Source organism: Mariprofundus micogutta (assembly GCF_001895085.1).
Lineage (GTDB): Bacteria > Pseudomonadota > Zetaproteobacteria > Mariprofundales > Mariprofundaceae > Mariprofundus > Mariprofundus micogutta.
The window spans coordinates 1-1,129 of record NZ_BDFD01000053.1 but is presented as its reverse complement, the minus strand read 5'-3'; the positions used below and the strand labels follow the sequence as shown (position 1 = coordinate 1,129).

General features: G+C 51.1%; 1 protein-coding gene. It reads right to left on the bottom strand.

Annotated features, from left to right (window positions below; genetic code table 11):
• Positions 1-1,062, bottom strand: a protein-coding gene (locus tag MMIC_RS12390) for an IS3 family transposase (protein ID WP_143144964.1) whose coding sequence is annotated in 2 segments (ribosomal slippage) — positions 1-822 and positions 822-1,062 — 1,063 coding nt annotated over the 2 segments. Because the reading frame shifts where the segments join, the coding sequence is not laid out codon by codon here. This gene is flagged as partial in the annotation.
• Positions 1,063-1,129 lie beyond the last annotated feature (67 nt).

Below are 1,129 nucleotides of genomic sequence, written 5' to 3'. Positions count from 1 at the left end.
CCAAATAATCAAAAATATCTGCTCTTGCCTCATCCTGTGTGCAATACAAGCGATGATGAACCCTTTCTCGCTTTAGCATGCCAAAGAACCCTTCACAGGCTGCATTATCACCACAGTGGCCAACAGCGCTCATACTGCTCACCAAACCGTTCTGCTTGAGCAGTCTCTGGTAGTCGCCACTGGTAAACTGGCAGCCACGATCTGAATGCAGAATGACGCTGGCCACTCCCTGGCGTTGCCAGACGGCCATTTCCACAGCTCGCATAACCATGTGACGGTCTTGCCTATGATGCATGGACCAGCCAATTACCAATTTATTGAAGAGATCCAGCACGACACACAGATATAGCTTGCCTTCCCGTGTCGGGATTTCCGTAATGTCAGTAACCCACTTGGTATCAGGTTCCGAGGCAGTGAAATCCCGCTCCAGATGATTCTTGATGCCAGTAGGGCGAACAGTCTTTCGCTGCCGCCCGCGTCCTTTCTTGCGAGGCCAGCCCTGAATGCCGTGTTCCGCCATAAGGCGAGCTACACGATTCAGACCGATGTTTTCACCTTCTGCTTGCAGATCCTCATGCATCCGGGGAGCGCCAATAATACCGCCGCTATCATCGTGAATATCCCGAATGCGTTCCAGCAATCGGTCGTTTTCAACATCACGACGACTCGGGCTACGTGATTCCCATGCGTAATAACCACTGGATGAAACCTTTAAGCAACGACACATAAGACGAACTGGAAAATCATTGCGACAACGTTGAATCGCCTGATACCTCAGGACGATTGTTTTGCAAAGAACGTTGCCGCTTCGCGCAAAAAATCGCGCTCCTTTTTCACCCGGGCCAGTTCGCGCTTCAAGCTGCTCAACTCCTCATCTCGAGGGCTACCGCTGCCTGAGAAGGCCTTATTCGATACAGCCTCAGACTCTCTTTTCCAGCGGGATAGTAGGTTCGGGTTAACGCCGATTTCCAAGGCAATCTGTCGGCAGCTAACACCTGGTTGGTAGGTAAGCGCAACAGCTTCGCGCTTGAATTCGGCACTGTACTTTCTTCGTTGGGTCATTCGGAACACTCCTTATGGGCATATTATGCCTCTTTTTAGATGTGTCCGTAGAAACGGGGTAGAACCC